Source organism: Streptomyces cadmiisoli (genome assembly GCF_003261055.1).
GTDB lineage: Bacteria > Actinomycetota > Actinomycetes > Streptomycetales > Streptomycetaceae > Streptomyces > Streptomyces cadmiisoli.
On the sequence record NZ_CP030073.1, the window covers coordinates 525,644 to 545,830 of the forward strand.

19 protein-coding genes and 1 riboswitch are annotated in these 20,187 nt (G+C 67.3%); of the genes, 5 read left to right on the forward strand and 14 right to left on the reverse strand.

Annotated features, from left to right (window positions below; genetic code table 11):
• The first annotated feature begins 1 nt into the window (after nt 1).
• The 3 genes from DN051_RS02295 to dhaK all read left to right on the forward strand — a co-directional run bounded on the left by DN051_RS02295 (nt 2) and on the right by dhaK (nt 2,590).
• Nucleotides 2–847, forward strand: coding sequence for an HAD-IA family hydrolase (locus DN051_RS02295; RefSeq protein ID WP_112437799.1), 846 nt, complete (start codon nt 2–4; stop codon nt 845–847).
• A gap of 22 nt (nt 848–869) precedes the next feature.
• Complete coding sequence (gene dhaL, locus DN051_RS02300; protein WP_053758911.1) at nt 870–1,526, forward strand: dihydroxyacetone kinase subunit DhaL; 657 nt, start codon at nt 870–872, stop codon at nt 1,524–1,526.
• A gap of 68 nt (nt 1,527–1,594) precedes the next feature.
• The gene (dhaK, locus tag DN051_RS02305) at nt 1,595–2,590 is read left to right on the forward strand and encodes a dihydroxyacetone kinase subunit DhaK (RefSeq protein ID WP_112437800.1); all 996 of its coding nucleotides are present in this window, start codon (nt 1,595–1,597) and stop codon (nt 2,588–2,590) included.
• Between the two features lie 129 nt (nt 2,591–2,719).
• Here dhaK and DN051_RS02310 read toward each other — a convergent pair whose 3' ends face one another.
• Nucleotides 2,720–3,586 carry a bifunctional 5,10-methylenetetrahydrofolate dehydrogenase/5,10-methenyltetrahydrofolate cyclohydrolase gene (locus DN051_RS02310; protein ID WP_281289052.1) on the reverse strand — a complete coding sequence of 289 codons (867 nt, stop codon included), beginning with the start codon at nt 3,584–3,586 and terminating at the stop codon, nt 2,720–2,722.
• A gap of 22 nt (nt 3,587–3,608) precedes the next feature.
• Nucleotides 3,609–3,694: riboswitch (ZMP/ZTP riboswitch) on the reverse strand.
• A gap of 79 nt (nt 3,695–3,773) precedes the next feature.
• Nucleotides 3,774–4,265: a DUF4188 domain-containing protein gene (locus tag DN051_RS02315; protein ID WP_112437802.1), complete on the reverse strand. Its 492-nt coding sequence runs from the start codon at nt 4,263–4,265 to the stop codon at nt 3,774–3,776.
• A 380-nt stretch (nt 4,266–4,645) separates the two neighbouring features.
• Between DN051_RS02315 and DN051_RS02320 the strand changes: the two genes are divergently transcribed.
• Nucleotides 4,646–5,350 carry a TIGR04222 domain-containing membrane protein gene (locus DN051_RS02320; RefSeq protein WP_112437803.1) on the forward strand — a complete coding sequence of 235 codons (705 nt, stop codon included), beginning with the start codon at nt 4,646–4,648 and terminating at the stop codon, nt 5,348–5,350.
• Nucleotides 5,351–5,436: 86 nt separating this feature from the next.
• On the opposite strand, the gene DN051_RS46325 is transcribed toward DN051_RS02320, so the two are convergent.
• The 10 genes from DN051_RS46325 to DN051_RS02370 all read right to left on the reverse strand — a co-directional run bounded on the left by DN051_RS46325 (nt 5,437) and on the right by DN051_RS02370 (nt 14,694).
• Complete coding sequence (locus tag DN051_RS46325; protein ID WP_246040862.1) at nt 5,437–5,901, reverse strand: MFS transporter; 465 nt, start codon at nt 5,899–5,901, stop codon at nt 5,437–5,439.
• Between the two features lie 407 nt (nt 5,902–6,308).
• Nucleotides 6,309–6,836 carry a nuclear transport factor 2 family protein gene (locus tag DN051_RS02330; protein ID WP_234388788.1) on the reverse strand — a complete coding sequence of 176 codons (528 nt, stop codon included), beginning with the start codon at nt 6,834–6,836 and terminating at the stop codon, nt 6,309–6,311.
• A 101-nt stretch (nt 6,837–6,937) separates the two neighbouring features.
• On the reverse strand, nt 6,938–7,894 hold the full coding sequence (locus tag DN051_RS02335; RefSeq protein ID WP_112437804.1) for a fumarylacetoacetate hydrolase family protein: 957 nt from the start codon (nt 7,892–7,894) through the stop codon (nt 6,938–6,940).
• A 57-nt stretch (nt 7,895–7,951) separates the two neighbouring features.
• Nucleotides 7,952–8,797: an MBL fold metallo-hydrolase gene (locus tag DN051_RS02340; RefSeq protein ID WP_246040864.1), complete on the reverse strand. Its 846-nt coding sequence runs from the start codon at nt 8,795–8,797 to the stop codon at nt 7,952–7,954.
• 240 nt (nt 8,798–9,037) lie between these two features.
• Nucleotides 9,038–10,405: an amidohydrolase family protein gene (locus DN051_RS02345; RefSeq protein ID WP_246041187.1), complete on the reverse strand. Its 1,368-nt coding sequence runs from the start codon at nt 10,403–10,405 to the stop codon at nt 9,038–9,040.
• Nucleotides 10,406–10,801: 396 nt separating this feature from the next.
• Nucleotides 10,802–11,704, reverse strand: coding sequence for a LysR family transcriptional regulator (locus tag DN051_RS02350; RefSeq protein ID WP_112437807.1), 903 nt, complete (start codon nt 11,702–11,704; stop codon nt 10,802–10,804).
• Between the two features lie 272 nt (nt 11,705–11,976).
• Nucleotides 11,977–12,444, reverse strand: a complete 468-nt coding sequence (locus DN051_RS02355) for a hypothetical protein (RefSeq protein ID WP_053758920.1) — start codon at nt 12,442–12,444, stop codon at nt 11,977–11,979.
• Nucleotides 12,445–12,708: 264 nt separating this feature from the next.
• The gene (locus DN051_RS02360) at nt 12,709–13,233 is read right to left on the reverse strand and encodes an NUDIX domain-containing protein (RefSeq protein ID WP_112437808.1); all 525 of its coding nucleotides are present in this window, start codon (nt 13,231–13,233) and stop codon (nt 12,709–12,711) included.
• Between the two features lie 97 nt (nt 13,234–13,330).
• On the reverse strand, nt 13,331–13,849 hold the full coding sequence (locus DN051_RS02365; protein ID WP_162624800.1) for a hypothetical protein: 519 nt from the start codon (nt 13,847–13,849) through the stop codon (nt 13,331–13,333).
• A gap of 116 nt (nt 13,850–13,965) precedes the next feature.
• Nucleotides 13,966–14,694, reverse strand: a complete 729-nt coding sequence (locus DN051_RS02370) for a hypothetical protein (RefSeq protein ID WP_112437810.1) — start codon at nt 14,692–14,694, stop codon at nt 13,966–13,968.
• A 209-nt stretch (nt 14,695–14,903) separates the two neighbouring features.
• Between DN051_RS02370 and DN051_RS02375 the strand changes: the two genes are divergently transcribed.
• A complete protein-coding gene (locus DN051_RS02375; protein ID WP_112441967.1) occupies nt 14,904–15,398 on the forward strand; it encodes a P-loop nucleotide/nucleoside kinase family protein in 495 nt (164 codons plus the stop codon).
• Nucleotides 15,399–15,661: 263 nt separating this feature from the next.
• Here DN051_RS02375 and DN051_RS02380 read toward each other — a convergent pair whose 3' ends face one another.
• On the reverse strand, nt 15,662–18,895 hold the full coding sequence (locus DN051_RS02380) for a S8 family peptidase (RefSeq protein ID WP_162624801.1): 3,234 nt from the start codon (nt 18,893–18,895) through the stop codon (nt 15,662–15,664).
• 521 nt (nt 18,896–19,416) lie between these two features.
• A complete protein-coding gene (locus DN051_RS02385; protein WP_112437812.1) occupies nt 19,417–20,184 on the reverse strand; it encodes a GNAT family N-acetyltransferase in 768 nt (255 codons plus the stop codon).
• Between the last annotated feature and the right edge of the window lie 3 nt (nt 20,185–20,187).

Genomic DNA, 20,187 nt, shown 5'->3' on the forward strand with positions numbered 1-20,187 from the left:
CATGCCCGCGCTCATCTTCGACTGCGACGGCGTCCTCGCCGACACCGAGCGCGACGGCCATCTGCCCGCGTTCAACAAGATGTTCGAGGAATTCGGGCTGCCCGTGCGGTGGAGCGAGGCGGAGTACGCCGAGAAGCTGAAGGTCGGTGGCGGCAAGGAGCGGATGCGGACACTGCTGACCCCTGACTTCATCGCTGCGGCCGGGCTGCCCTCCGAACCGGACGCACTCGAGGAGCAGGTACTCGGCTGGCACCGGCGCAAGACCGAGATCTACACCCATATCATCCGCAGCGGAGACATTCCGCCGAGACCCGGCGTGCGGCGGGTCGCCGCGGAAGCGTACGAGGCGGGGTGGACGCTCGCGGTCGCCTCCACCTCGGCGGAGGCCTCCGTCCGCAGCGTGCTCGAACTCGCCATGGGTTCCGAACTGGCCGGCCACTTCGGCGTGTTCGCCGGAGACATCGTCCAGCGGAAGAAGCCGGCCCCGGACATCTACGCCTTGGCCGTGGACCGGCTCGGCCTCGACCCGAAGAACGTCGTCGCCATCGAGGACAGCCGCAACGGGATGCTGTCCGCGCTCAGCGCCGGGCTGACCTGCGCGGTCACGACGAGTTCCTACACCGAGGAGGAGGACTTCACCGGGGCTTCCCTGGTGGTCAGCTCGCTCGGCGACCCGCCACCGGACGAGACCGTCACCCGGGTGCTGAACGACCCGACCGGTGCCCACCCGGGGTCATGGGTGGTGCTCGCGGATCTGGCTGCCCTGCTAGCCGCCGGCGGCGCAGGCACCACCTCATCAAACCCGCCCGCGGCCGCGCCGCCCGGTCCGGATCCCCGTTCCCACTGACGTCGCGGCAGTCAGGAGAGCCATGTCATCGCCATCGACACCCGTGGGCGACCTCGCCTTCGTCGTCCGGACCGTCGCGCGGACCGCGGTCGACAACGAAAAGGCATTCGGCGACCTGGACGCCGTCGCCGGTGACGGGGACTTCGGGTACTCGCTCGCTCGCGGATTCGAGATCGTGCTCAGCGACTGGGACACCCTCGTATCGGACTCGCCGGCCGAATTCCTGAAGAGGGTCGCTCTGGTGATCTCCAAGCGGGTCGGCGGCACGTCGGGCCCACTGTGGGGCACAGCCTTTCTGCGGGCGTCCACCGCCGTCAAGGACCGGCAGGAGTTGAAGGCCGAGGATGCGGTGGCCATGCTGCGGGCCGCGGCCGAGGGGATCAAGGCACGGGGCAAGTCAGACCTCGGCGACAAGACGCTGCTCGACGCGCTGATACCGATGACCGACGCCCTGGAGCAACGGCTGACCGAGGACGGTGCGGGGGCCGGCCCGGCGGAACTCGCCCGGCTGGCCGCTACGACGGCACGGACCGCGGCCGACGCGACGACACCCATGCAGGCCCGACGCGGCCGCCAGAGCTACACCGGTGAGCGCAGTATCGGCTCGCCGGACCCGGGCGCGGTGGCGATCGCGGTCATGGCGGAACGCGTCGCCGCCGAGTGGGACGCACGCGACTGACGGCGCAACCGGACCTGGCACTCGCACCGCCTCCCGGCACCGAACCGGCACCACGAAGGAGTGAAGGGATGAAGAAGTTCGTCAACGACCCGAAGGACTACGTCGCGGAGATGCTGGAAGGGCTGGCCCTGGCCAACCCAGGCACCCTGAAGTACGTCCCCGAGTACAACCTGATCATGCGCGCCGACGCCCCGCAGGAGAACAAGGTCTCCATCGTTCAGGGCTCCGGGTCCGGTCACGAACCAGCACACGTGATGACCGTCGGCAAAGGGATGCTCGACGCGGCCTGTCCCGGCGACGTGTTCGCCGCGCCCCCGGCCGACTACGTCTACGAGACGGTCAAGCTGGTCGCCTCCCCGAAGGGCGTTCTGCTCCTCGTCAACAACTACACCGGGGACCGGATGGCCTTCGAGATGGCCGAGGAACTGTCCCAGGCCGAAGGGGTGACCGTACGGACTCTCTTCATCGATGACGACGTGGCCGTCCAGGACTCGACGTACACCGTCGGCCGACGTGGTGTGGCCGGAAACTTCTTCGTGATGAAGGCCGTCGGCGCCGCCGCCGAGCGAGGTGCGGACCTCGACGAGGTCCACCGGATCGGCGAAAAGGTCAACTCCGTCACCCGCACCATGGGTATGGCGCTCACCGCCTGTACACCGCCGGCGAAAGGTTCACCGCTGTTCGACCTGCCGGACGACTCGGTCGAGATGGGCGTGGGTATCCACGGCGAGCCGGGCCGCAAGCGGGAGAAGCTCCAGTCGGCGGACGTCATGGTGAGCGAGCTCGTCACCGCCGTGGTGGACGACCTGCCGTACTCCTCCGGTGACCGCGTCGCGCTCATGGTCAACGGTCTGGGCGGCACACCGATCGGCGAGCTGTACCTCGTGTACGGACGGGCCCACAAGCAACTGACCGAGCGAGGGATCGAGATCGCGCGCAGCTACGTGGGCGAGTACTGCACCTCGCTCGACATGGCGGGCGCCTCCGTCACCCTGGTCCGGCTGGACGACGAGATCTCGGATCTGCTCGCCGACCCCGCCGAGATCCCGATCCGGGTGTTCTGACCGTGTTCTGCTGGGCCAGGACCCGGGAGCGGGAGCGTGCCACGGCCGCCTGACACGTCCGCGGACTCAGGTCGTCGGAGCGAAGCGTCAGCCGGCCCGTACGGCATCGGTGGGTCGCGGGCCCAGCGGTCAGTGGTGCCGCATTCCGAGCTGGTTCGCGGCTGCGTCCACGGTCTGCGCGAGCAGGACGGCGATGGTCATCGGCCCGACCCCGCCGGGCACCGGAGTGATCAGACGAGCCCGAGTGACGGCGGTGTCGAAGTCCACGTCACCGACGTTGCCCGGGTTGTATCCGGCGTCGATCACCACCGCGCCGGGTTTGACGTCCTCACCCCGGATCAACCGGGGCCTGCCCACGGCCGCCACGACGACATCCGCTTCTTGGACGATGCCCGACAGGTCCGCCGTGCGGGAGTGGCAGTACGTCACCGTTGCATCCCGGGCGAGCAGGAGCATCCCCACCGGTTTGCCGAGAATCGCGCTGCGGCCGACCACGACGGCGCGCTTGCCGGCGAGGTCGACGTCGTACGCTTCGAGCAGTCGCATGATCCCGCCCGGAGTGCAGGACACAAAGCCCTGCAGCCCGAAGCTCATCGCGGCGAACGAACGCATCGTGACCCCGTCGACATCCTTCTCGGGAGCGATGGCCTCGAACGCCGCCCGCTCGTCGATGTGCGGGCCGCAAGGATGCTGAAGCAGGATCCCATGCACTTCCGGATCCCCGGACAGGCCCGCGAGGGTGTCGATCAGCTCGGCGGTCGTGGTGGTGGCGGGCAGACCGATGTGCCGGGACCGGATTCCCGCTTTCGCGCACCGCGCGCGCTTCATGCGGACATACGTGACCGAAGCGGGGTCCTCTCCCACCAGCACCGTTGCCAGACACGGACTGGTCCCCGCTCGTCGTGAGATCTCCGCTGCCTTGGCTGCAGCCTCTCCGACGATGCGTTCGGCAAGGCCGGTACCGTCCATGAATTGAGCTGTCTGAGTCATGGACACGGTTGCCCTCCAGGCGTTGCTGACCTTTCGCCCAGGCGCACGGCAACGACGTCTCGTCAGACCGCTCCCCGGTGGTACTCCACCTCAGCGCCAGTCACGGCCCGCACCGACTGTAGTAGACGCAGCGAACTCCCAGCAGTCCATGTCCGCAGCCGAGGGGCAACTCGTCGCTGCCCGCCCCCGGTGCTCACCTCCGGCCGGCCTTCAGACGCTGGGCCGCCGTGTCGCCGCGGCGGCCGACCGGTACGACACCTGTTGCGGCACCGAGGCCGTATGCCGGCATGTCGACGTACACCGTTTCGTAGGAGCCTGCCGGAACGATGAATGTCTCGTGCCAGATGCCCACATGGCCCTTGCCGGCGCGTGCCCGTCGGTTGAAGGCTGTCCACGCGGGGCGGTGCTCCATGTCCTGCTGATAGGCATAGGCCAGGAGCTGTTCCTTGCCGGCCCAGTACTGGACGATATAAAAGTCCCGAAGGCTACCGAAGAGCACTTTGTAGCCGAGCAGCCCGCTGCTCCTTTCCTTGGAAAGCTCGCGCAGCATTCGCGGCATCGCCATAAAGGCCGGCAGCCAGTCGGACACTGCGCGCAGACGATTGACCCGCAGCCCGATATGGAAAACGACGACATCACCTTCGGCCGCTGCAGTATTGCGACCCGGGATTACTTTCCTGGACATGTTTCTCCTCTGCCGACCATACGGAGATACCTGGAAGCTGTGATGGTGACATCATCCGCGCTCGATACTGCCACTACCCTGCGTAAGGCGCCTGCGCTACTCCGCCGGAGCACACTTCAAGGGCTCACGCTCCCGGTGCGGCGCCGGCCGGAGGCTGGATCCGTTGCAGCATCTGCTCCATGACGGGGATGGGCAGCGCCGGACCACTACAAGACCTCAGCACCCCTACGGCATCGGCCGTACCCGGGATACGGCACCCTCAAATGTACCTCTGAAGGCCGCCCGGCAGGCTTCAACCACCGTTGCCGACGGGCACACTCCTGGCACATGGGGCCCGCCGGCACGGGGGCGGCGGGCACCAGCTGAGGGGGTGTCACTCCATGACCGCAGCCGGGAGCGTCCGGGGGACGCCGCACGAGATCGCGCTGCTGGCCGGCGGTCCGCGGGCCGCGGTCACGGTGGCCGTCGTCGCCCTGCACCTGCGGGGCGCCGTGGAGGCGGGTGCCCCGGGCACGATACTGATAGCCGACGAAGGCGCGGGGCAGGACCTGCCCCCGCTCCCGCAGGCGGGCTTGCCTCTGGATACGCCGGCGGACTCCGTCGAGGGCCAGGCACCGACCATCACGGGTGCTGTGCGGGCGTCGTACCTGGAGAGCGCGGTGTACCACTGCCTGGACGAGCCGTCCGACATCAGGGAGTTGGTCCGGCACCCGGATGTCCGCTGGGCGCTGGCCGAGGTGCGGGTCGGTCTCGCGGACGCGGGGATGCTGCGGTACCCGCTGCTCCGTCCGAACAGGGCCGCCCGACGGCGGCTGAAGATGCTGCGGAAGGCACACCCGTTGCCGCCGAGCCGACGCGGCCTGCCGGACCACGACAAGCTGATCGCCATAGCCCTGCACGGTGTGCCCGCCCTGCGCGTCCTGGTGCCGCGTTTCGCCCTCCGGGCCGGCCTGACCGACCGGGTCAAGATCACCGAGAAGAACTGGCCTCGGCACTCGCCGCGCGGCGACACCTACGGCGGCAACGGAGGCTACTTCTACTGCGGAAGCGGTGGAGGCGGAGGTGGTGGAGGCGGCTCGGACTGAGCACACACACGGCCGCCGTAGCAGCAGGCGCAGCACGTGCAGATTGCTGTGCTGTTCGGGATCTCCTCGGCGGCCGCGTCCAGCCCTCAAGGCGTGAGACCTGCGGCGGGTACCGGAACATCGCGCGTGTGGCGAAGCGGGGAGCAGAACACGAACCAGCCGGCCGCCCAAGAACCGACGAACGCCATCCCGAGTGCGGGCCGCACGCCGATCAGCGTGCCGAGTGCCCCGCCGAGGATGCCGCCGAGCGGCAGCGTGCCCCATACGACCCAGCGGACGGCCGCGTTCATGCGGCCCATCAACTCCGGTGGTGTCACCGATTGCCGGTAGCTGACCTGCGCGACGTTGTACACCATCCCGGCGAAGTAGGCGATCCCCCGGCCCAGCGGGAACAGCAACACACCCCAGCCTTGCCAAGCGGCCGGGGCGATGACCTGCGGTGCACTGAACACCGGCATCGAGACCCAGATGATCCGCGCCGAGCCGATCTTCTTGGCGAGCCGGCCGGCGAACGTTGCCCCGGCGATGCCGCCGACGGCCGCGCCCGCCATGATCAGCCCGGTCAGCGCGGGACGTACGTGCAGCACCCGGATAAGGAAGACCATTGCAAGTGCCGAACTCATCCCGAAGGAGGTTCGCGGTGCCCGTGCACGCCACGACCATCCGCAATATCTCTGCAACAGCGACGATGTAGAGCTGAAGCCTCGTCAATGTGCCGACGGCAGCGGCCACCGGGAGTGAGCCGGTGATCAGCAGGCGGAGAATGTCGCACACGATCATGATGGACCGCTTGCGACCGCGGTCCACGAGCGCGCCTGCGGGCAGTGCGATCACCGCGAACGCCGCTGTGGTGGCGGCGGTCAGCAGCCCGACCTCGAACGTGCTCGCGTCGAGCACGACCACCGCGAGCAGTTGTGGCCTGTCCTTCTGAACCGGAACTGAACCGGGTCGAGACCGCCTATCGGGCCTGAATCAGCTGATTCGTGGGCTGAGATCCGTCCAACAATCCGTGCTGCGCGGTGATGATCGGCAGTCGGCTCACCAGCGAGGAATCCAGGAGATCGACCTGGGCAAGCACAGCGGCCTGGTCCCAGTAGATGTGCTCGTACGAAATCGCGGTCCCTTCGAATCCCACAATACCGATCACTGGGATGATCACGTGCTTCCCGGTGGCTGGCACACCCGGCAGAATCCAAGGCACTTCGATGTCATGCGTGAACGAGACGAGCATTTCGTCCACGATCGTCACTTCGCCGACCGTTCGGCTGATCGACTGAATCTCCAGATCAGCGGGATTGTGACCCACGAACCAGGTGGTGTAGAAACTGCGGACGCCGCCCAGTCCTACCCCGCCCATACCCGTCGGCAGATGCAGGACCGTCGGATCATCAGTCATGGTCCGCATCGTGGCGTCCACGTCCTGCGTCACGAACTCGGCGGTTGTATGGGCTTCCCACTGGCGCACCATGGCATTCCGATCCGCCATCTTTGCCTCCACCGTTATCCGCAGCGTTTTCCCACTCGGGCCTGAATTGCTGTGAACGGTAACACGTGGGAGTGGTTATCAACGGCCAGGCCGACCTGTTGTCATACGCGTCCTGCGGGTGGTGGCGTGGGGCGAAGAGGCTGTCGAATGTCGTGCTGGATGCGACCGACACCCGGAAGTTCGAGTTCCAGGTGATCGCCGGGGCGCAGCCAGATGCCTTGTTCCATTCCGCTGCCTCCGGTCAGGGTACCGGTGCCGAACAACTCGCCGGGCAGTAGTTGTTCGCTGGCGGAGGCGTGCGCGATGGCTTCGCCGAGGGTGTATTTCGCTCCTTCGGCGCTCGGGCCGGCGACCCGCTCGCCGTTGATCCGGACGCTGCCGGCGAGTTTCTGCCAGACAGGGAGGACCTCTTCAGGTGTGACCGCCGTGTCGGACAGGGAACTGACGAAGTGTTTCGACTTCTGGGGTCCGAAGCCGCTCCTCATCTCCGGGATCTGGACGTCACGGGCTGAGAAGTCGCAGAGCAGGACCAAGGCTCCGATGGCTGCTTCGGCCTCATGCGGGTCTGCGTCGCGCACAGGCCGGTTCAACACAAAACCGATTTCGAGTTCGTAGTCCAGAGCCTGAGAGTAGGAAGGAAAGGAGACCGGGGTACCACTTGGTACGAAGGTGACAGCGTTACTCATGTAGTAGATCGGCTCTTTGTACCAGAGAGGCTTGGGGAGGTAGGGCTTGAAGGTCCGGCCCGTGACCCTTTCTACAGCCTTTGCGAAGCTGGACAGGCGGGGCTGAAACCGTCGAGTGTAACCGCGTGCCGCGTCGATGTTGTGCTGCTCGTAGAACATGAAGTCGCGAAAGGACAGCGGCTGAAAGGGCAGTGCCGCGCCGCCGTCCTGGACCTTTGCGCGCGCGGCGCATTCTGCTTCGTACTCGGCAGTGAATGGGGAGCGGTACCCGAGGGGAGCGGGGTCTTCTGTCACACGCCACGGCCTTGCTGCGTCCTCACGGATCTCCGTGCGCAGGCCGGCCCGTCCGGCGTTGATACGGCGAATTTCCACTGCTCCCTCTTTCCGGTGACGATGGACTGCACTCTTGTGGTGGCCCGTTCGGTGTGGTCAGACGTGGGTGGCCATGGGGCCTCCGTTGAGGGTGATCACATCGCTCCAGGCCTGCTGGATATCGATCGCCTGTCCTGTCCGGTCCGCGTAGGCGCGGTGCAGGTTGAGCACGATCCGCTCCGCGTCGGGCAGGCCCGCGAACTCGTCGAGTGAGACACGGCGGGCAACGGCCAGGGGTGGGAGTCCCTCACTCCTGCCGTTGTCCGCGCTGTTCCGTACGAACTCGTAGTACCGCCGGTGGCTTTCCAGCACGCCGGGCAGGGCGTCCGCGTCAATGACAGGCCCATGGCCAGGTACGACGTGGGCGGGGTCGAATTGCGCGATCCAGTCCAGCGCTCGCAGCGCGCCTTCGAGTTCACCCGAGAGAATCAGGGGCGTGACCTGGTGGAACAGGAGGTCTCCTGTGAACAGGACGCGCTGGTCGGGCAGCCATACGACGAGGTCGCCCGCGGTGTGGGCCGGGTACCCGGGATGCAGTACCTCGATCCGCAGGCCTCCGTGGTGGAGCGTGAGCCTGTCGTCGGTGGTCAGGAGCGGCGGACGGAGCGTGACCTTCCCCCAGCTCGGCATCGGTGACCAAATGGGTGGGCAGGCCTCGAGGAGCGTGTCCTCGCACATCCCGGTGCGCGTGTGCTCATGCCCGATGATCATCGTTTGCTGCGGCAGTAGGCTGTTGCCGTAGGTGTGGTCCCCGTGTGCATGCGTGTTGATCGCCGCCACGATCGGCCCGCTCCGGGTCACCGAGTCGACCGCGTCGAGCAGGGAACGGGTGCGCGTCTCGGTGGCGCAGGTGTCGACCAGGATGACCCCGTCGGCGGTCTCGATCACGCCTGCGTTGTTCATCCACCAGGATCCATCCGGTTGTACCCAGGCGTGGACGCCATCGGCGACCGCGCTGAGAGAGGCCTCGTAGCCGTTCATCAAGTGCCCTTCCATACGTGTGCGTTGAGTGACGACCGCTCCCTGGACGTCATTGGTCCGGCAGGGCGATGACGACGACCGCCCGAGGGCTCCGGCACGGTACGTGCCACGCCTGACTTGAGGAGACGTGGCCGACCATGCAAGCGCCGGGAACTTCGGACGCTACGCGGGTGAAATGATGTGGGAAGCAAGCAACTGCCACCCCTGCGGTGGAGTTCCCGGCAGCCTGCGCCCCTCCTTGGCGACGCGTTCCAGGATGCTGGTGGCGCTGGCATCGGCGGCACCGAGCAGCTGCGGGAGGTCCACGCCGACGAGTGCGCCGTCACGCTTGACGAAGCGGCCTGCGATGAGGACGTGCCGGACGTCCTGGGGGCTGGTCTGGAAGACGACGGTCCCGGCCGGGTTGAGTTGCGGGTGCTGGGAGGTCCCCGGTCCACCGATGACGATGATGTCGGCGTCCAGACCGGCGCTGATCCTGCCGACCCGGTCAGCGAGCCCCACAGCATCGGCCGCGTTCACCGTCGTCCACTCCAGCGCTGCGTCGGCGCTGAGCGTGACCTGTTCGGGACTGACGCCGCGGAGATTCATGTCCTCGGTTTCGGCCCAGCGGTGAAAGCCCAGCCCGAGACGCATCTGTGTGAAGAGGTCCCCGCTGTTGAACGAAGTGATGTCGCACGACAGGGTCGGCTTGATCCCGAACCGCTCCACGGCTCCGAAGACGGGTCGGCCCATTCCCATGTTGAGCTCGGTCTCCGGCGAAATGGACACCTTGGCGCCGTGGTGCGCAAGGAGTCGCCAATCGTCGTCACTGAGCGTGTTGCAGTGCACATGCACCTGGTCCGGGCCCAGGAGGCCTGCCGCGGCGAGATCGGCGATCCCGGTGGGCGCTCCCCACACGCATCCGGTGTGGGTGACGATCAGAGCGTCGTGCTCGCGGGCGGCGAGGATTTCGGCGCTCACGCTCTCGAACGGGACTATCTCCGGTTCGGTGAGTGCTACCCCGAGGGTCAGCAGACAGTCCCTGCTGGGGAACCACTCGCCGGCAACTCTCGACAGATCGGCCAGCCGCTCGTCATGCGTCGAGAAGTGAGGCGGGGCCGCGGGGTTCGACTCGTAGAAGCCGTACCCGAACACGGCCCTGATTCCGGCGTCGCGCAGGCCCGTGACCGCCGCGTCCGCGTGCTCGGGACTGTTGTTGCAGTGGGAGAAGTCCAGGAGCGTGGTCACCCCGGCGTTGATGGCGTCCAGGGAGCCGAGCCGGTTGCCGAGGTACACGTCTTCCGCGGAGTAGGCAGGGGACACACCGAGCCGCACGCCGAAGATGTAGTCGATGAGCGTCCAGTCCGCACAGAGACTGCGCAGCTGCGTCTGCCAGGTGTGGCGATGGGTGTCGATCATTCCCGGCATCACGATGTGGCCGCTCACATCGACGATCTCAGCGTCGGCCTCTATGTGAGGAGCGACCTGCAGGATCCGGCCGTCCTCGATCAGGATGTCCGCGGACGGCAGTGTGCCGTGCCCGGGATCCATCGTGATCACGGTGCCTCCGCGGAGGAGTGTTCGCTGCAATGGCATGAGGGAACCCGCCTTGTGACGTGGTAGTGCGATTCCCTCAAGGCAACCACTCCGCGGCCGTCGCATCATCAGCGAAAAGTGTTGCGATCACCGACCGGGCACCGGCCCGCCGCCGCAACCTGCCTGCAGCCGCCACCAGGAACTCCACGCGCCGATCGCGCTCGTCCCGGACAACCTGAACGTGCGCAGGACGCCCGCCTCCAGGTGTTCATCGACGGCCAGGGAGGGGTCACCTGCCACGTCGTGTCATACCTTCAACGGCACCCGCAAAGCCCCTGCTTCGAATGCCTTGCGGTACCGCAGAAACCTCGTCGAGGGTGCATTCCCGAAATGAGCCTGCCCCCGGCGGCATCACGACAACAAGGCACTACCGGCCGTCACGCAAGGCATGCGAAGTGCCGAGAGCAGGCGCGCGGACTGTCGCACGGTCTCCGTCACGGGTCGCCGATCCGCTGCGCGGGTGGCGACCGCGATCTCGCACGGCGCCCCGTCCATGGGTATGAAACGCACGTCCGGGTGCGGATAGAAGCGGGCCGCGGCAGCGGCATGCAGAGCGAACCGCCCTGTTGCCGCGACGGCATCCGGCAGCGCGGCGGGAGTGCGGACCGGCGGGGTCTCCGACGGAGCCGAACCCCAGCGGCCCGCCCACGGGGAAGGGCCCGCGTGAGGACAGGCCACGGACACCCACCGCTGGTGATCAAGGTCCTCGACAGACAGGTGTTCAGCGTCAGCAAACTCCGACTGTGCGGGGACGACGGCTACACGAGGGCTGATGAGCACCCGCTCGAAGGCCAGGCCTTCAACAGGCCCCGTGTAGTGCACTACGCCGGCGTCCACCCGGTTCTCACGCACGGCGTCGTACTGGTCGACGAAGTCGAGGTCCTCGTAGACAAAGGCACATGAGGGCAGCCGGTCACGAACAAGGTGCACGAAGCGGGGCCAGAGTTCGGCCAGACCGAAGCCGAGGACGCCAATGGTCAGGGCGGGTTCCCGCACATCCTGCGGACGTCCCGCCTCGGGCAGCGCGTCGATGGTGGCCAGGATCGATCGCGCCTGACTGATGAACCGCTCACCGGCCGCGGTGACAGTGACCCGCCTGCTGGTCCGTTTGAACAACAGGACGCCGACTTCGCGTTCAAGGCGTTGGATGCGACGGCCGAAGGGCTGCGCGCTGATGTAGTGACGTCGCGCCGCGCGGCCGAAGTGGAGTTCCTCGGCGAGCGTGACCGCGAACCGAAGCTCTCGGATGTCCATCCCTCACCTCCCTCGATCTGGGGAGTATGACTCAGACGCTCGGCACCCGCCATTTCACGATCACAACCGATTCGGCTCATGATCTGCTGAAGTGGCTGTGCTGAGAGGACGCCCTCCGGCCCTGTCACGTCACTGCGGAACAACGTTTTCCTGAGGCGAGCAGCGCATCCTCCATCCGAGCGGATGCCGACTACGCGCCAGAAGTCGGACGACACCGCGAGCGGCACATTGCTCATGGGTGATGACCAATGCCTGACGGCGGCCGCCGGTTCTTACACCGGGCACGCTCGGCCCGTGAACACCGTCAACTTGTAAAGCCCGCCCTGAGGACTGGACTCGGTACGAACCACGCGGACCTGTCCACTGGCTTCGCAGTACCTTCCGGTCCCCCCGGTGATTGCCAGGAAGTACGGAGGCTGCGCCGACCGGGTGGAGTGCTGCCAGGTGATTTCGCCCCTGCCCGTCAGCACGAAGGACCCGTGGCACGCGGTCGTGCTGGGGTTCCTGATGATGACAGTGCAGTCACTCGTGGCGAAGCCGACCCGCTTGCCGCGCTGGTCGAACAGGTTTGCGGTGAGATCGGGGAACGAGCCGCCGGCCCTCTTTGAAGCCAGTGTGATCTGCTCGGTCCCGCCATTTCCATGGCCCTGCGTCGACGTGTTCCCGTATGCGGACGGAGTGCTGAAGACGAGTGCGAGCGCAGTCAGTGCGACGAGCGGCGAGGCCTTGGATGCCTTCATTGCAGTTCCCTTTCCCACTCAGACGAGGGAGATGACCAGGCCCAGACAGGCAGCATCAGCCGGCGCCGAACAAAGTGTCCGCCAACCGATTCCCCGCTACCTGATGGCGGCTGGCCGGTGAGTTGGTACGTATCATGATTCCTATCATCGCTTCGGACTGACGCCGCAAACATTGCACGGTGTTGCGAGCGCGTACGCCTTTCGGCCGAGCAGCCCGTCTTGAAAGTCGGTGTCAGGCCAAGGCACCGACAGGCCGTTGAGCCGTCACCGCCGCTGGACACATTCGCTGATCCAGCCCGTGCATTGACTCATTCGGAGGCGATCCTCAGAAAAGTACCCCTCCCATGGCTCATCCAGCCTCAGCCATGCGGCAGGCTGGCCGTCCTCCGGTGCCAATGGTGTTCTGCGATCGATGACGGCGACGAATGAAACCCCCATAGTGGGCGACCAATCGGAATGATACGAACGAACGGTGACAGCTGCGGGTGTTGCGAGAATTTCTGCCCTGACCCCGGTTTCCTCGAACAGCTCCCGCCTGGCCGCCTCGCGCGGCGTTTCTCCCGGATCTACTTTCCCACCGGGCGGTACCCATCCCCGCCAACGATGGCGCACGAGCAGAACATGAGTCAGGGCGTTGTCAAACACCCACACCTCACTGGCCAGGGGGCCACTCCGTGGCGCTTCGGGTCTGAGGAGCCACTCCAAGGCATTGTCGTGTTCGATCCGAGCTTGACGGGCATCGCGGATCGCAGCTTCGAGGGTGCGTGGCTCCACCGGTTGGCTTGTCATCGCTCGAACCGTACGGCGAGCCACTGACAGTCGCACCGCGGGAAGGACCGTCCTCACGCCCGACAGGGCTGGTGGTGAGCACCGCTATTCGGCGAGCCTAGCGGCCAACGGTGCTCCAGTCGGCGGGGGCCGGCGGCACTGAGCGGCCCGCGGCGTGTTCGTGGAGGCGCCGGGTCAGTTCCGGCAGGTCGTAGCCCGGGAAGCTCACCTGGAGCAATCGCAGACCGAACCGCGACGGGAGCTCCTCCTGGAACATCGCCGCGTCCATCGGCTTGAGCTTCACGTCCCACGCGTCTGGAGCCGCCCAGTGCGTCATCCGCACATAGAACGCGTCCCGCGGACCGGCGTTCGCCACGGCTGAGAGGAAGGCGAGTCCGCTGTCGACCGGGAAGTCGATGAGCATCCAGCCACGTCGGGACTCCACCCACTCGGCCATGTGCGGCAACTTCTCCGGCCAGTCCGCGTTGCTCTCGGCGAGGTCCTGACAGCAAGTGAATGTGTCGAAGCCGCACTCCCAGATCGCCTGGATCGCGGGTGCGAGCTGCTCGTCGATCTGGGCGTGGCGGCTACCCACCCGGACGGGAGCGGTGGGATGTGTTCCTTCGAAAGACGTCATCCCGGGAGCATAGAAGCGGGATACGACATCGGGTCAGGCAGTAGTTCCTCCTGGGGATCGCTGGGCATGCTCGCTGAGGACGGCTGGAACGGGCATCGGCCGACCGAAGGGTGATGTCAGAAGGGCGGATCGTCGGCGAACCCCTCAGCACTGGGGCGGGCGTCGGTGGGGGTGTTCGCTTCCCGCTGGAAGGGTGTGGTGTCCTCGCCCCAGGCGGCGAGTGCGCGGACCGCGTGGCGCCGATATGGGGTGTCCTCCGTCGCAAGAGCCAGGACGGTGTCACGCAGCTCTGCTCTGTGGTGGGCCAGTTCTGGTGCCGCGAGCAGCGGGAGCAGAGCGGCCAGGGCAGCCTCGCGGATCTCTCGATCGCGGTCTGTGAGGAGGGGCCGTATGGCGTCGTGAAGGGCGGGCCGAAGAGCGCGGAACGCCTCGATGTCGGCTTGGAGGCCGCCGGGTGATTCATCGTTGGCGTCCGCAGCTGTGCTTCTGAGCCAGTTGAGTAGACCTACGCGAAGGAGGAATCGAGGCTTCTCACCGCGGTGAGCGACTTCCCACGGAGTCTGGTCGGTGACTTCGGCGAGAGTCCGGGGGTGCGCGAGAATCGCCGCGACGAACGTCGCCGCCGGGGCCGTGGCACTGTAGAAGGTGTGCTGATGCGTGACGGCTTGATACAGGTTGCGGAGGGCGGCGCCCTGCTTGCCGGTGTCGTCGTCCAGAAGGTGCCGCAGTATCACCGGCGTCGCCGGCGCATCGTTCGGGCAGCAGTGCTCCACCGAGTGCCAGTCCGTGCGCAGCAACGGCTCCTGCGGATCGACGAAGCCCTCTTGTCGGTTCTCCATGCTCATCGAGGGAGTGTGTCAGCTCGCCGGGACAGCAAAGATACGCCGCGCGCGAATCGATCACTGCCCCCGGCAACTTGGGGAGCCGGCGTATGAAGATGGCGCACCACGCCCCGGGAGGCGGGACTCCTGGCGTCACCTGAGCGAGGACGGGTTCGGTTGTGGGTGCGCGAGAATGTCGCGGTGATCTTGCTGCGGTGCTGTGGAGGTGGCTGGTGAACGTGGGCCCTGAGCCGAGGTTGATCCTGCTGTGCGGGCTTCCCGGCTCCGGGAAGACGACGCTCGCCAAACGCCTGGCGAGGGATATCCCGGCAGCGCGGCTGTGCCCGGACGAATGGCTGTCGGACCTCGGCATCGACCCGTTCGACGAGCGGACGCGCGACCGCCTCGAGAGGCGGTTCTGGACTCATGCGCAAGATCTGCTGAGACTCGGACAGACTGTGGTCTTGGAGTTCGGCTTCTGGGAGCGCTCGTCCCGGGACGAGAAGCGATTGGCGGCGCGCGCGCTCGGGATCCCCGTGGAACTGCGCTATCTCGCCGTGTCGATCGATGAATTGTGCCGCCGCCTCGAAGTCCGCGGTCGGGATGGTGAGCCGGGGACTGTTCCCGTCAACCGCGAGTTGCTCGAGGAGTACGTGCAGCTCTTCCAGGCTCCGGACGATGACGAGCTCGGCCTCTTCGACGAGCCGCCTCCGCGTCCGAGTGAATGACCGGTCGTTCCCGACGCGGGCGCGCCCGGACTGTTTGCCGATCTGCCGTTTCTCCCCGAAGTGACGCCAGTGAGACAGCGACCTGCCCCGGGCACAGCCAGGCCCGGACGGGCGCTGCCGCTGTCGCATTGAACGGCTCCGCGCGAGGCGCTCGGCTGGACGTCCTCAGCCGAGCGCCTCGCAGGACTCCTGATCGGAGCCGGTTGATCATCATGTTGCAACCGCCCCCGGAAGTCGCGCGGCTTCGGGGGCAGCGGTGTCCACTATTCGACCGTGTGGTACGCCCGGTCGATCGTCTGGGTCAGTGTGTTCCCGTCGCTGTCGGTGAGCTTGGCCCGGAGGGAGACACTTCCGGGTCGCTCGGGGTGCACCAGCGACAGGTGGGTGCCGTTGGCCGCTTCGGCGGGGGCCCAAGTGCTGCCGTCGTCGTAAGAGACCTCGAAGGCGAGCTTTCGGATGGTCTGGGCCGTGGCGGCGCCCTCCACCGTGAAGGGCACCTGGAACCGCTCGCCCGCCTTCGCGGTGGCGGAGGCCGACAGCTCAGGGGTGAAGCGCACTACAGAGAGCGGCAGTCGGGTCCACTCGTTGTCGGGCGTGTGCTGGGAGCGGAAGGTCCAGTGCGCTCGTACATGCGTACTCACGGGGTGCTGCTGGGGATCTCTGGTGTCTTCCATCACGAGGTCGTAGCGACCGTCGTGTGCCGGGACTTCGTAGCTGACGCCGCCGTAGAAGCTTGTCGGGCTTCCGGTGAGTTCCTGCCCGTCGACGTGGAGCGTGGTCTCAGGGCCTCCCCACCTGTAGGCGAGGTGTCCCTGGCCGTCGCTGAACAGCGGGAGTTCCACCTTTATCTCGTTGCCGCGACGGGCGGCTCCGGCGTTGTTCCAGCCCGGTTCGACATCGGTGGGACGCGCAGGAAGCGCTGGGCCGAAGACGCCCACGTTGTAGCGCTCGGTGTACGTCCGGCCCGGGCGGTAGACCGCGTAGTCCCCGAGGAGGGACACCCCGTCGGTGTGCACCGACGTGAGCCACCTGACGCCGTTGGCGAGGACGTACTCGGTCGTCCGGCGAGGGAGTGGGTGCTCTCGGGGCGTGCTGAAGTCCGCCGCCGGCCCGTCGAGGGGTGGTTCGGGTGCCATCGCTATCTGCGCGGTCGCACCGGCTGTCGGGCTGCCGGCCGTCCAGTCGATCTTGGCGAGCTGCTTCGTCTGGACGGAGGTGGTGAAGGCGCCCAGCGTGCCGGTACGGTTCCACGCCAGACGGTAGTTGACGTCCGTTCCACCGGCGGGAGCGCTGCCTGCCGGCCGGGTCCAGAAGCCGCTGTACTGGGCGTACGCCTCATTTTCCGGCGCTACCGGCCCGAGGTGACCGGTCTTGAAGCCGCTGAAGTCCGTGAAGTTGTACAGCGACACGGAGGGCCGGCTTCTGCCGGAGACGGTGTATCCCACGACCAGTTGCGCGTGGTGGTTCACCGCTTCCGTGTCCGGAACGGTGATCCTCGTGTGCTGCGCCTTGCGCGCGTCCACGACGACGGTGGTGTCCTCGGTCAGCTCGAAGGCCGGCGCCATCACTATCGACAGCGGGTCCGGGGAGACGTCCTCTCCGCCGACGAACCCGGTCAGCGCATAGCCGCCCTTGGGCAGCCGGACCGTGACTTCACCGTCCTCGGCGTCCGACACCGTCGCGAAGAGGTCCGAGTCGCGGCCTTCGATCATGGTGGCCCCGTTGCCGGCCGGCTTGCCGTCGTCGCCGATGTGCCTGACGGTCAGGTCGTACGACTCCTGCTCGTGCTCCACACCTATCGCCGTGCGCACGGAGACCGCGCTGTCGGCTTGTACGGCCGTGACCGCGCCGCCGTAGGAACCTGTCGCGTCGGTGACGCGGGTGTCCGCGGTGACGTCGGCCTTCGCCTCACCTCCTGCGGGGACGGTCAGGCGGCTGGGTGACACCGTGAACAGGCCCTCGGGTGCCGGAGTGCCGTCCGAGCGAACGGCCTCGGTGGCCAGGTCGAGCACCACGGGTCGGGTGCCCACGTTGCGGTAGACGACCTCCTTGGTCACCGGCTCGTCGTCGTGGTGCGGCCACCGCTGCACACCGAAGCTGAGCGGTCCGCCCTCGGTGACGACGGTCTGCTCGATCGCCCGGGAAAGGTCCGTGCGGCCGGTGCCCTGCTGGTAGGCGCTGTACGGTCCCGGCTCGGCCGATCCGGTCAGCGCGGCCTTGATCCGGCGCCCGCTCCAGTCGGGATGCTGCTGCGCGAGCAGCGCCGCCGCGCCTGCTACGTGCGGGGTGGCCATGGACGTGCCGTCCAGCGACTCGTAGCCGGGTTCGGCGGACGGGTCGTCGGTGTCCAGCACGCTGCCCGGGGGAACAGCGGCCGTGATGCCCACACCCGGGGCTGTCAGGTCCGGTTTGACGCCGCTGTCGCCGACGCGGGGGCCACGGCTGGAGAAGTCGGCGAGCACATCCTGCTTGTCCACCGCGCCGACCGTCAGGGCGCTCTCGGCGCTGCCCGGTGAGCCGATGGTGCTCTCGCCGGCCCCGCCGTCGTTGCCGGCCGCGATGACGAACAGCGTGTTTGTGTCGGTGGAGAGCCGGTTGACCGCCTGTTCCAGGGGATCGACGCCGGGGGTGTCCGTGCCGCCCAGGCTCAGGTTGACGATCCGCGCGCCCTCGGCGACCGCCCATTCCATACCGGCGATGACACCGGAGTCCGATCCGCTGCCCTCGTCGCTGAGCACCTTGGCGTCCAGGATCCGCGCTCCCGGCGCGACTCCCTTGAAGCCGCGTCCGGACGCTGCCCCGGTGCCGGCCACCGTCGAGGCGACATGGGTGCCGTGACCGTAACGGTCCGCGTTGTCGGCCGACTCGGTGAAGTTCCGCTCGGCGATCTCCTGTCCGACCAGATCCGGGCGGGTCTGGTCCACACCCGTGTCCAGCACGGCCACCGTGACGCCCTCGCCGTCGAATCCGGCTTCCCAGGCGGTCGGCGCGCCGATCTGCGGGACACTGCGGTCGAGGGAGGCGCGGCGCTTGCCGTCCAGCCAGATCCTCGTCACACCGGTGGCTTCCGTGAGACGAGCCGTCCCCTGTCCGCCGTCAGCACCCTCGGTGACCTTGTCCCAGAAGGTGGCGCCGTCTTCCTTGTCCGCCTCGACCGCGACGCCGGCCACGGAGTGCAGTTCCCGGCTGACCCGCGCTCCCGCGCCGCGCAGGGCCCCCGTGTCAGGCAGCGACCCGCGTGGGCCGGTGACGATGAGCGGGAGGTCGGCTCGGGAGGCGTCGTCGTACCCGTCGGCGAGGAGTTGGGTGATGTCGAACAGCCGGCGGTCGAGTGTCCCGCGGGCGACCGCGGGTAGTGCGTCGACCGGGATGACGTGGTGGTGGCCGTCGATCTCGCGAACCGAGAAGGCTGCCTTCTCGCGGCCCTTTGCCCGTTCGATCCCGGTGACCGAGCCGTCCACCGCCGCGGTCACCTTGTCACCGGTGATCAGCGTCACGGTTTTCACCTGGTCCCGGACGGTTGCCGAGAACCGTGCCGGCACCGCGTCCGACGCTTCGACAGGGACGGTCGCCCAGGCCGTGCCCGGTAGTTGAGTCGAAGCAAGTAAAACTGTCATGGCGAGGGCGCCCAGCGGGGCTCCTGCTCGCGTTCGTCTGCTGCCCATGTCTTCCGATTCCAGTGGGAGAGTTTTACGGGTCATCGGTGTCCGGCGAATTCATCCGAACGCCGTGATGATCAACAGCAGTGAACTAAGCAGCTGTCAGGTTCCGATGAGGTTTCCGTGAAGGCTCCAACTGGCGATGCGGACGGAGACGGTGGCCGTCGCAGTGGGCCGGCATCCCTGTCGCGGCCACCGTCCACCGGTGCTGCATCCCTGCCGGCCGTGCCCGCGGCAGGGTGGTGTCCGGCTCTTCTCGGATCGGCACTCCCCGGGCCGCACTTGGCGGTTGGTCCAGCTCGCGAGGTGGGTGCCGCTTCAAGTCGCCCGTCTTGTAGGTTGATTCACCGTGTCGCGGGTCAGCGTGCCGGGAGTCGGAGCAGTCGGTATTCGGCGACCGCGGTGAAGCCCATGCGGTCATATACGGAGGCGCCCGGACTGCTGGCTTGGAGCGTGCCGATGCGCGCTCCGCGGGCTCTGCCCATGGACAGGGCAGCCGCTGTGAGGGCGGCACCGATGCCCTTCCGGCGGTGGGATTCGAGTGTGGTCACGACATAGACGCCCGCCACTGCGTGGGCGTCGTACAGGAGGGCGGTGCCCACGGCCCGGCCGTCGAGCCGGCCGATGAGCCGCACGATGCGCGAAGCGTCCGGCCTCCCCGACTCGACGCGCAGGATGTCGTCGACGAGGTCGGGTGCGAAGCTGAACGAGGGTGTGTACACGCGCACCCACTCGGCGAGTGCGTCGGCGTCGTCGACCGTTTGCACCTTCAGCCCCGTGGGCCCGTCGGGATCGGCGAGCCGATCGATGTCGACAGCCATGATCGGTACTGAGGCCACCTGGACAGCACCGTGCCCGATGAGACGCTCGGCGGCATCAGGGGCGCTGTCGGGTCCGACCCACCACATCCACGGCACTCCCGCCAGACTCTCGCCGGCTTGGTGCATCGCTCCTTCGACATCATGAGTGCTGCGCAGGCGCAGCACTCCGTTGAGTTGTGGATCGGCCAGCCCGCTGCGGAAGTGGCTGAGGCTGTCGTCCAGCCTGGCGTCGGCTCCCCAACCGAGCCAGTAGTCCCTGCAGTTGGCCACCTGCGGCATCAGATCCGTCATGGAGTTCACGGTCATCGG

Bases quoted from the DNA above. Each gene is read 5' to 3' on its own strand.
- DN051_RS02330 (WP_234388788.1), bottom strand. From the start codon at position 6,836: ATGGCGGATCGGAATGCCATGGTGCGCCAGTGGGAAGCCCATACAACC.
- dhaL (WP_053758911.1), top strand. From the start codon at position 870: ATGTCATCGCCATCGACACCCGTGGGCGACCTCGCCTTCGTCGTCCGG.
- DN051_RS02295 (WP_112437799.1), top strand. From the start codon at position 2: ATGCCCGCGCTCATCTTCGACTGCGACGGCGTCCTCGCCGACACCGAG.
- DN051_RS02345 (WP_246041187.1), bottom strand. From the start codon at position 10,405: ATGGATCCCGGGCACGGCACACTGCCGTCCGCGGACATCCTGATCGAG.
- DN051_RS02385 (WP_112437812.1), bottom strand. From the start codon at position 20,184: ATGACCGTGAACTCCATGACGGATCTGATGCCGCAGGTGGCCAACTGC.
- DN051_RS02355 (WP_053758920.1), bottom strand. From the start codon at position 12,444: ATGAAGGCATCCAAGGCCTCGCCGCTCGTCGCACTGACTGCGCTCGCA.
- DN051_RS02360 (WP_112437808.1), bottom strand. From the start codon at position 13,233: ATGACAAGCCAACCGGTGGAGCCACGCACCCTCGAAGCTGCGATCCGC.
- DN051_RS02320 (WP_112437803.1), top strand. From the start codon at position 4,646: ATGACCGCAGCCGGGAGCGTCCGGGGGACGCCGCACGAGATCGCGCTG.
- DN051_RS02350 (WP_112437807.1), bottom strand. From the start codon at position 11,704: ATGGACATCCGAGAGCTTCGGTTCGCGGTCACGCTCGCCGAGGAACTC.
- DN051_RS02340 (WP_246040864.1), bottom strand. From the start codon at position 8,797: ATGAACAACGCAGGCGTGATCGAGACCGCCGACGGGGTCATCCTGGTC.
- DN051_RS02370 (WP_112437810.1), bottom strand. From the start codon at position 14,694: ATGAGCATGGAGAACCGACAAGAGGGCTTCGTCGATCCGCAGGAGCCG.
- DN051_RS46325 (WP_246040862.1), bottom strand. From the start codon at position 5,901: ATGGCGGGCGCGGCCGTCGGCGGCATCGCCGGGGCAACGTTCGCCGGC.
- DN051_RS02365 (WP_162624800.1), bottom strand. From the start codon at position 13,849: ATGACGTCTTTCGAAGGAACACATCCCACCGCTCCCGTCCGGGTGGGT.
- DN051_RS02315 (WP_112437802.1), bottom strand. From the start codon at position 4,265: ATGTCCAGGAAAGTAATCCCGGGTCGCAATACTGCAGCGGCCGAAGGT.
- dhaK (WP_112437800.1), top strand. From the start codon at position 1,595: ATGAAGAAGTTCGTCAACGACCCGAAGGACTACGTCGCGGAGATGCTG.